Origin of the sequence: Paenibacillus sp. 203 (assembly GCF_037027525.1) — a bacterium.
Lineage (GTDB): Bacteria > Bacillota > Bacilli > Paenibacillales > Paenibacillaceae > Paenibacillus > Paenibacillus polymyxa_B.
This window is the reverse complement of sequence record NZ_JAXCHD010000003.1, coordinates 626,556-635,776: the sequence shown is the minus strand read 5'-3', so window position 1 is coordinate 635,776 and position 9,221 is coordinate 626,556. Positions and strand designations below refer to the sequence as shown.

Genomic DNA, 9,221 nt, shown 5'->3' with positions numbered 1-9,221 from the left:
TAAGGGGTAGATATAATGGATAAGATTAAATTGTTTTGTCTGCCGTATGCAGGAGGTTCTGCAGCAGTATATAAATATTGGGAACAATACTTGCATGATAGGATTGAGCTTTTCCCGATTGAGCTTGCGGGAAGAGGCAGCAGGATTGGTGAACCGTTTTACGGAAGTGTTGAGGAAGCGCTTGAAGATATACACCGTATTATCATAAGCAACCTTGAAGAACAACCTTATGCGTTGTTTGGCCACAGTATGGGCAGTGTAAATGTATGCGGGTAAATGTCAATGAGACATCTACTTAAAGAATAGACCTATGTTATTTCGAAATTCTGAGGCAAAGCTGTTACTTTGTGAAAAAAGGATGGTGTGTTAAAAAGTTGGCTCAAAACCGAAATAAGCGGTTGGAAAATTGAAGTGAGCGTGTGAACGGTGACATAAAATAGAAAACATCTGCAATCCTAATGAACCTGACCTCGCTTGAACGAAGCTCTGCCTGATCTAATAATAAGGAAAGAAATTGCAGATGAATGTTTGACGCGGTGTCGATGGGCGAGCTACTGATCAATTTTACGCCATCGGGAAGCAGAACAGGGATAGCCGTTGTTCGAATGCAATCCCGGCGCCTTCGGATAATACGGTTATCTGTCGGTTCTTTCGGGAATTGAAATAATTGCTAACTCATTTGTTGGTTATTTAGAATTATCCAGAAATGTCCCTCCAAACTCCTAGTTAGATCTGGTTTACTCAGATCTTCTAGGCTATGAAGGGATTTTTTCAGTTTCCGATAAACCGCATACTTGGTAACGTTTCCGTACTGAAGTGGTCTGGGATATTGAAAAATTGATGCAATTATTATATTTTGATGCTCTTGAGACAAACCTAGATCATGTTCAATATCAAATATCAATAGAAACCGGAGTTATTGTTATAATTAAGGCCTTTTCATCTACAGAAGTTTGACATACACTAACGAAACAAAAAGCTGTCTGGCATTGTATCGTCAGTACCTACAAATGATTAATATGGGAGTACCTGGAGATACCGCTCTAGGGAGGATTAATAAGGCTGGATTGGGAAACATCTTTTGTTAATGCAAATAAAGCGATCATTATGTTTAGAATGAATGATTTAAACGATGAGGAATACGAGGTTGACCAATATATCGAAGATATGAAATCTCTAATTGAAGCTGTTAAGTCAAAAGATATCCAAGATATTACTCTCTTTGCATCATCTCCATATGATGAGACCGTAAGTGTTGATGTAGCACCAATACCTGGGAAACTTGAAAGAATGCTGATTGCAGCTAAAAAACTTAAGCAAATAGCTAAAATCGAGGGATACCATTTTGTTGATTTTACATCTCCTATAACTAAAATCAATTAGGAACTCCAAAAAGATGATTCAAAAGCAACTATTATAGGCAGCGACCGTACGCATCCAAGGGATGTGGGAACATATATAATGATGTATCTCTATGCAAAAGAGCAAGGCTTTGCTCCTTTGATTGCAGATGTTGAGATAAATGCGAAGCGAGCCCAAATTAGGGAAGAACAGAATTGTGAAGTCGCGGATCTAAATATTAGTCAAGGTGTAGTATCATTGCTTATAAACCCAAGTCCTTCCCTCTAGCAGTGAATAAAGCTTATCAGGATGCAGACAAGATTGTTTCTCTGACAGAAGATTTAGCATCATTTTGTTTGTATTATTCGGCCAACCAGAAAACTCTGGCTGGCCTTTTTATGTTCGCTATATGAAGTGGTGACCGTGTTTCTTTTCTCATCGGTTCTGATTTCGTTTATCTAAAGACTTTCGTGCCTCTCACCATGAATCCGGGAATGGATATATCGTACTGATAGCAAAGAAAAAAGACGATATATAAAAGGTAATATTATCAGAAATTCGAGATATTATGTTGGGGATACAGACATCTTGAAACTCCAGTTGCCAATTGTTTTTCCATTCCGTTCAATTGTTGTAAAATCAAACTCGGTAAATCCATTCTTAGTATAGAATTTTCTATTGATATCATTATTCGTAAAAGTAACAAACGATTCTGACTTGCTCCCTTTACTTTGTTCTTTAATGTAGGGGATGACACAGTCCTTAAGCATTTTACTTCCCAATTGCTGACCCCTGCATGAGTTGTCAACTGCCAGGGATTCTAAGAACCAGGAACGTTTTTTAAGATCCTTACTGGGTTCATGACCTTCATTGAGAATCTTTAAAAATTTAAACACTTTGGTGATGCTGACTGTTCTAAATAATTTGAATGCACCAGCACGGAAATAGTCAAATAAACCGATACCCTTACTATAAGGGCGATCTAAAATAGCAAAACTTTTTATCTGATTTTCTACTTCGCCCACAAAAACGACACTTTTCTTATAATATGCTCCGATGTAAACCTGAAAGATTTCTGTCATAAAATCAACAAAGCTATCCTCATCTGTAAATTCACTCCTGATCTCACTGCATAATGGATAATCTGCAAATGACACGGCATTCAATCGTGCTACCTCTTTCAATTCTTCCAGCGTTGGTCTTCTGTAATTAATCATGCTCGATTCCTCCTAATTTCATTTATTAATTGTTGTTCTAAAGTAAGTAATATTAGACAAATCAAGTTGTTATTACTGCCATTGAAATAGCTCATTCAGTATTTATTAAATTTTAACCTTAATAAGGGGCTTATAGTAAGACACAGTTATAATCAAAATATCCGCTAACGAACACTTTGCTCCACAATGTTCGTTAGCGGATATTTTAGTTTACTTTGATTATTGTTAGTTTAATCACGCATAAGATAAAATGGAGAATATAGGGCATGGCGTTCTATTCCCATAGGTATCCTAATAGATTTGACAGGCATAAGGTGACTTCTTCGGCAGGCATGGAAAATCCGTCTCAGTCCACCACATTATAATACCGACAACACCAGTTGTATAATAAGCTACTAAAGGCGGCAGGGTCTCACAGGCCAACTGTACACCCTCCGTCTTGCAGACATTGAGTATATTGGTAAAGAAGCTGCTAAATGTCCCTTGAAGCAGTCGCTGTAATTCATCTGACATTTCTGCCACAAAGAGATTATAGTACAGCTTTTTATTGTCGCGAATATCAAGGAGAACATGTAGTATTACTTCCTCTGGTGGCGAGTTCAGTATTATATCTTCCAGCCCTTTCTGCTCTTGATGCAAAATATAAGAGATAAGCTTATATTTCTCCTCAAAATGAGCATAGAACGTGGTACGTCCTATAATAGCCGTCTTGCAAATATCATTAACGGTAATTTTTCGGAAAGGCTTTTGTTCGAGTAAAGTATCCATTGCTTGTACAATAGCTTCTCTACTTTTCGTTATTCTAATGTCCTCTTCAAGCACGTATTAGCTCTCCTTGCTATTTGAGTAAACGTTTATATACTACAGGCGGGATGGAAGTATATCAAGGGTCGACTTGTAAACAATTATATGATCTGTCCAGTCGAAGATGAGCTGCAGCTATATCGATGGTGTGTCAAAATTCTGCAGATGGGTAACAGGCATCCGTAGAACCGAAGGTGACTGCCAGCGTTATTCTAATTAATCTTATCTTTGTGAAAGGTATTGTTTACCCAAGATATAGCCTTGTCTGTGTACTTCCATCTAGTTGATGGTGTCGTCACCGTTAGTGAAGATCAGCGGTTTTGGCGATTATTCAGGTAATGTTGGTTGATTGCGAATCCACCTAAATTAAAATATCAGATAGTCGATCAATGCCTTCCTTAATGGCTGCTTCACTTACATTAGCGAAGCCCAGTACCCATCCTTTTCGATTACTCTCCAAACAATATGTGCTAAGAGGGTAAATGCGCACCCCCTTTTCAAGTGCCTTATTTGTTATTGTTCCTTCATCTGATGAAGATTCAGCTTCGAGAAGCATGTGCAAGCCTGTTTCTACGCCGCTTAATCGGAAATGCTTGTTTAAATCTGCCGCGAGGATAGCTTTCGTCATGGCTGCGTGTCTACGCCGATATACATTTCGCACCCTCCTCATATGACGCATGAAATGGCCATGCTCAATAAAATGAGCAAGTGTTAACTGTTCCATAATGGGAAGATGGCGATAGATCAATTCATGTATGTGTGCAAGCTGACAAATGGCATCTTTAGAACCGATAATTGCTGATGTGCGAATACCGGGGGCGACCATTTTTGAAAAGCTTATCATATACAATGTATTTTGAGGTTGCTGGTTGTATAACGATGGGAGGGGGTCACCACGATAGCGAAATTCGCTGTCATAATCGTCCTCAACAATCCAGAATGAATGTTGTGCGGCCATTTGTAATAACTGCTGTCTTCGAGGTTCTGACATGATGACCCCAACTGCACATTGATGTCCTGGTGTTACAAAAACAAGTTTGGATTGAGGGTCAACACGATCAACTTGCAGCCCGTAATCATCTACAGGAACTGGAACAACTTTCATCCGTCGATAGTTCATTGCCAACCAAGAAGCAGGGAATCCGGGGTCTTCTACCGATACAGTATCCCCTTCTTTTAGAAGGCCTTGGGCAATCAAATCGAGAGTATGTTGTGCGCCTGAAGTTAAAAGGATTTGATCGAGATCTACTTGGATGCCCCTTTCAACTGACAAATAATGTTGAATTTGTTCGCGTAATGATACAAGTCCATAAGCATCACCATATGCCCAATCCTGCAATTCTGTTACTGAAGAGGCTTTTAGAAAAGATTGCCTCCAATTTTTTTGAAACTGATCATCCAAATATGGCTCATGAGGGTTGAAGTCGATCACTACCTTTTGATTGTTCTCTCCTCTGATCCAGTTGTGTAAATAGCGTGCATTTATATTTAATTTTGGCAATTCAGGACTTATTGGTTCTCGGAAGGATGCTTCTTCTGGTAAAAGAGACCCACATGCCCAATTACTTACTCTTGTACCGTTTCGGCGAGATGTTACTGTGTAACCGCGACTGAATAACTCCTCATAAACTATCTGAATCGTTGAACGCGAAACCCCAACTAATTGGGCCAGTTCACGAGAAGGAAGCAGTAGTTCTCCAGGAGGCCACTTCCCCGTTGTAATATTATGAATCATTTGATCAAGTAATTGCTGCCAAATTGGTTGTTTATCATCTCGATTTACTTTCAACATCGGTTTCACCTCGGATCCCTTCAAGTAATGAAGTATGGACTGTGTAAAATATATATCATTGTGTATCATTAACAGTCCATTAGAAAATATACTAACATGGACAATGTTATTTTAGCAAAATTTCTAGAATTGATAGAGCGTAGGCTAGAGCGTTCCAATCCACTTCAAATAGGTATTAAGATCATATCTGATTTGTGTTAGGTTCCGAAAAAATAATGAGATGGGATATGAAATGGATTGTTCAAAAAATAATAGTATGGAAGTTTCTATTGGCTAAATAACTGTTATAATTTTAAGAAATTTAAAGATAGTTCTATAGAATAAGGTTCATGATTTAGATGAATCAAAGTATAGAAAATCAATTACAAAAAAGGAGTTTTTTGTATGCATATTCATTTTCTTGTTCATGAAGTTTTCGAAGGGCCGGGTGCTTTTCTTACATGGGCCGAAGCAAATAAACATAGCGTTGGATATTCAAGGGTTTATAATGGTGAACAGCTTCCTCAATCGATCGAGGAAATTGATTTATTAATTGTATTGGGTGGACCTCAATCTCCAAGTACAACCGTAAAAATGTGCCCACACTTTGATTCGGCCTCAGAAGTGGCGCTGATTAAAAGGTGCGTGGAATCAAACAAGGCTGTATTAGGAGTTTGTTTGGGAGCTCAACTCATTGGGGAAGCTCTTGGGGCAAGATATGAGCATAGTCCAGAAAAAGAAGTTGGTTGTTTTCCGATAACATTTACGGATGAAGGGAAGAAGATAGAACTTTTTTCTCATTTCGATAATACCAGTGTTGTAGGTCATTGGCATAATGATATGCCTGGATTATCAGAAGGAAGCCAAGTGGTGGCATACAGCGAAGGTTGTCCAAGACAAATTGTAAGGTACCAAGAATTTGTGTATGGGTTTCAATGTCACATGGAGTTCAATCCGGAGTTGATTGAGCTTTTGATTGCACATTCAGAAGAAGAGTTGATTCGAGATAAAAACAAACGTTTTGTACAGCAAGCTGATGAATTAAGGAAAAATGATTACACTTCAATGAATAATCAATTATTTTCCTTCCTGGATAAATTTACTTCTGAATATTTGAAGAAATAGCTCAGGAGATAGGTAGAGTGGAGCAAGATAGATGAGTTTTTTTGTAAACGTAGATTCGCGCATGAGTAATTGGCTATGGTTTTAGTCAATCAGCTTAAATGTTGGCTAGAGCTGGTCACCTGTTTGATTTGTATTGTGATTCGTGTGAAACCATAAGATTTGCTGTAAAATTGATAGTGGATTGTTCAAAAGGTCGCTGCTCTCACATGCGACCTTAATTCTTGAACTTTTGGATATTGGATCTACTCCAGAATGTTAATTCCATGATTGTAAGAAAAACCCTAGAGTTATTTAGTATAAACGAGGAACGTGATATCCACTCTGGGTAAACCTATATATTGTTGACTTTTTAAAATCTGTCAAACATTAAAAGTAGATTATCAATGTTTAATATATAGATGGAACTATCGCTATTCATCACGACATGGTCGTGATAATGAATCTTACGTATTTTCATAAGACTGTTTCTGCAAGTCGGTATATTCCTTCCTCAATTAATTCCTCGTCTACCTTTGCAAAACCTAATACCCATCCTTTACGTTTGCTCTCCAAGCAGTAAGAATGAAGTTGATGTACATGAACTCCTTTCAGAAATGCACGATGGGTCATCATACTCTCCTCGAAACACTCATTAGCCTCCAGTAATACATGGAGACCAGTTTCAATTCCTTGTAATGTAAATTTCTCGCGAAGACCACTTGCAACAATTGACTTTTGCAGTATCTCGTGTCGACGACGATAGACATTTCTAACTCGTCGCATATGGCGCATAAAATATCCGTGTTCAATGAAGTGCGATAGTGTTACTTGCTCCATGATTGGAAGATGACGATAGGTGAATGCTTGGACGCGAGCCAATTGTTCAATCGCTTTTGTAGGCCCAATAATTGCTGATATTCGAATGCCCGGTGCAGTTAATTTTGAGAAACTCATTAAGTAAAGACAGTTTTGTGGTAGCTGACTATATAAAGTCGGCACAGGTTCCCCGCGGTAACGAAACTCACTGTCATAATCATCTTCAATAATCCAAGCTCGCTGTTTCGCTGCCTTATGCAGAAGCTGCTGTCTGCGCGATGCCGACAGCATTACGCCAACAGCACATTGATGAGCAGGGGTTACAAAAATTAGTTTGGCTTCAGGTGCTATGCTTTCCACTACAAGACCGTATTCATCAACAGGAACTGGAGCAACCCTCATATGCCGATACTTCATTGTCATCCATGCTATGGGATAACCAGGATCCTCCACGGACACCGTATCTCCTTCGGTCAAAAGCGCTTGGGCAATGAGATCAATGCTTTGCTGTGCTCCAGATGTTAATAAAATTTGGTTTGTTTGAACGTGAATGCCACGTTCAAGTGATAAATGGCGCTGGATTTGTTCGCGTAAAGGCTCAAATCCATAAGAATCCCCGTAAGACCAACTGGATGCACTTAAATTGGAAGAGGCCTTCAAATAAGACTTACGCCACAAATTTTGAAAGTGCGAATCCAAATAAGGTTGATAGGGGCTAAAATCTATAACTGAATTTAGGTGATCTTTGCTTCTGAACCAATGTTGTGACTGATCAACAAAATGAGGCAGATCAGGGAGCTTAGGGGGGGAAGGTGAAATTTTCTCCTTTATTGGCTTTCCAGTAAAGTGCCTCCAATCATTCACGTGTGTTCCCCCACGTCGAGAGGTCACCGTATACCCACGAGTAACTAGCTCTTCATACACAATTTGTACGGTTGAACGAGAAATTTCTAGCTGTTTGGCAAGTTCCCGAGAAGGTGGAAGGAGTTGGCCAGGCTTCCAAACACCGCTTACAATATGATTTATAGCCTGATCAAGTAATTGCTGCCATATTGGTCTTTTATCGGTACGATCTATTTTCATGAACTCGTATCCCATCCTTAATAAAATTCATGTGAATTATTAATGTTTTTGGATTGTTAGAATTGCAGTGTTTTGGATATATATAACCAATCCACCTATTGCTATACTAGCATAGGGTTATTTGCTTGTACAACGATTGCGAATTATCACTTACTTATCAAACGAAAATTATAAAAACGGAAGTATCGCGGTAGGTTGTCATTTTCGTTAAATGAACTGGGCTGGTGTGGGGAGTTATTATTCCCAAAATAGATGAGAACAAAAACACGGAATACAGAGAACAAGGAGTGGGAAAATAATGAATCATTTTGTTAAAGAAAATCTTCGAAGCGTCAAAGAGCAAATGAGAGCTGCATGCCAAGCATCTGGCCGCAACATCGACGAAGTGAAATTATTATTGGCCACTAAAACGGTGCCGATTGAAAAGCTTGAATTAGCAATGCAAGCAGGAGAAATCTTGTTTGGTGAGAATAAAGCGCAAGAGTTGCGCGGGAAATTTCCGCTTATGGAACAATATAATCAAGTCGAATGGCATTTTATTGGACACCTCCAAACGAATAAAGTTAAGGACGTTGTTAAATATGTAACCATGATTCATTCTGTAGATCGTTTGAAGTTAGGACAGGCATTGCACAATCAACTTCTCAAAGAGAATAAAACCATGGATATATTGATGCAAGTCAATACTTCATATGAAGAAAGCAAATTTGGTGTCTCGCCTGAATCAGCACTAGAGTTAGTTGAGCAATTGTCTCATTTCGAAACATTAAATATAAAGGGTTTGATGACAATTGGGAAGTTAAGTGCTACAAACGATGAGACTCGCCACTGTTTTAAATTATTAAAGTCTATTCAGACACAAATCAAGGAAAAAAATATTCCACGTGTAGAGATGGACATTCTTTCAATGGGAATGTCTGGGGATTTTAAGGTAGCTATTGAAGAAGGTGCCACGATTATTCGCGTAGGGACCAGAGTGTTTGGACAGCGCTATTTACCTGATGAATATTACTGGAACGAGAAAGGGAATTATGATGAATAGATTGATATAGAAAGGAGTACATGGATCAGATAGAAATTCGCAA

Annotated in this window: 8 protein-coding genes; 4 read left to right on the top strand and 4 right to left on the bottom strand. The window is 38.7% G+C overall.

Annotation, left to right across the window (positions count from 1 at the left end; genetic code table 11):
- Nucleotides 1–15 precede the first annotated feature (15 nt).
- Nucleotides 16–276: a thioesterase II family protein gene (locus WA407_RS09315; RefSeq protein WP_254351532.1), complete on the top strand. Its 261-nt coding sequence runs from the start codon at nt 16–18 to the stop codon at nt 274–276.
- 840 nt (nt 277–1,116) lie between these two features.
- Nucleotides 1,117–1,383, top strand: a complete 267-nt coding sequence (locus WA407_RS09310; protein ID WP_336077198.1) for a hypothetical protein — start codon at nt 1,117–1,119, stop codon at nt 1,381–1,383.
- A gap of 524 nt (nt 1,384–1,907) precedes the next feature.
- Here WA407_RS09310 and WA407_RS09305 read toward each other — a convergent pair.
- The 3 genes from WA407_RS09305 to pdxR (WA407_RS09295) all read right to left on the bottom strand — a co-directional run bounded on the left by WA407_RS09305 (nt 1,908) and on the right by pdxR (WA407_RS09295) (nt 5,154).
- Complete coding sequence (locus WA407_RS09305; protein ID WP_254351530.1) at nt 1,908–2,558, bottom strand: GNAT family N-acetyltransferase; 651 nt, start codon at nt 2,556–2,558, stop codon at nt 1,908–1,910.
- Between the two features lie 291 nt (nt 2,559–2,849).
- Nucleotides 2,850–3,380, bottom strand: coding sequence for a TetR/AcrR family transcriptional regulator (locus WA407_RS09300; RefSeq protein ID WP_336077197.1), 531 nt, complete (start codon nt 3,378–3,380; stop codon nt 2,850–2,852).
- A gap of 343 nt (nt 3,381–3,723) precedes the next feature.
- On the bottom strand, nt 3,724–5,154 hold the full coding sequence (gene pdxR, locus WA407_RS09295; protein WP_254351528.1) for a MocR-like pyridoxine biosynthesis transcription factor PdxR: 1,431 nt from the start codon (nt 5,152–5,154) through the stop codon (nt 3,724–3,726).
- A 384-nt stretch (nt 5,155–5,538) separates the two neighbouring features.
- On the opposite strand from pdxR (WA407_RS09295), the gene WA407_RS09290 reads away from it, so the two are divergent.
- Nucleotides 5,539–6,258: a type 1 glutamine amidotransferase gene (locus WA407_RS09290; protein ID WP_336077196.1), complete on the top strand. Its 720-nt coding sequence runs from the start codon at nt 5,539–5,541 to the stop codon at nt 6,256–6,258.
- Nucleotides 6,259–6,711: 453 nt separating this feature from the next.
- Here WA407_RS09290 and pdxR (WA407_RS09285) read toward each other — a convergent pair whose 3' ends face one another.
- Complete coding sequence (pdxR, locus tag WA407_RS09285; RefSeq protein WP_254351526.1) at nt 6,712–8,136, bottom strand: MocR-like pyridoxine biosynthesis transcription factor PdxR; 1,425 nt, start codon at nt 8,134–8,136, stop codon at nt 6,712–6,714.
- 298 nt (nt 8,137–8,434) lie between these two features.
- Between pdxR (WA407_RS09285) and WA407_RS09280 the strand changes: the two genes are divergently transcribed.
- The gene (locus WA407_RS09280; protein ID WP_254351525.1) at nt 8,435–9,178 is read left to right on the top strand and encodes a YggS family pyridoxal phosphate-dependent enzyme; all 744 of its coding nucleotides are present in this window, start codon (nt 8,435–8,437) and stop codon (nt 9,176–9,178) included.
- The last annotated feature ends 43 nt before the right edge of the window (nt 9,179–9,221 follow it).

Excerpts from the sequence above, each read along its gene's own strand:
- WA407_RS09315 (WP_254351532.1), top strand. The coding sequence starts at position 16 with ATGGATAAGATTAAATTGTTTTGTCTGCCGTATGCAGGAGGTTCTGCA.
- WA407_RS09310 (WP_336077198.1), top strand. The coding sequence starts at position 1,117 with ATGAATGATTTAAACGATGAGGAATACGAGGTTGACCAATATATCGAA.
- WA407_RS09305 (WP_254351530.1), bottom strand. The coding sequence starts at position 2,558 with ATGATTAATTACAGAAGACCAACGCTGGAAGAATTGAAAGAGGTAGCA.
- pdxR (WP_254351528.1), bottom strand. The coding sequence starts at position 5,154 with ATGTTGAAAGTAAATCGAGATGATAAACAACCAATTTGGCAGCAATTA.
- WA407_RS09290 (WP_336077196.1), top strand. The coding sequence starts at position 5,539 with ATGCATATTCATTTTCTTGTTCATGAAGTTTTCGAAGGGCCGGGTGCT.
- pdxR (WP_254351526.1), bottom strand. The coding sequence starts at position 8,136 with ATGAAAATAGATCGTACCGATAAAAGACCAATATGGCAGCAATTACTT.
- WA407_RS09280 (WP_254351525.1), top strand. The coding sequence starts at position 8,435 with ATGAATCATTTTGTTAAAGAAAATCTTCGAAGCGTCAAAGAGCAAATG.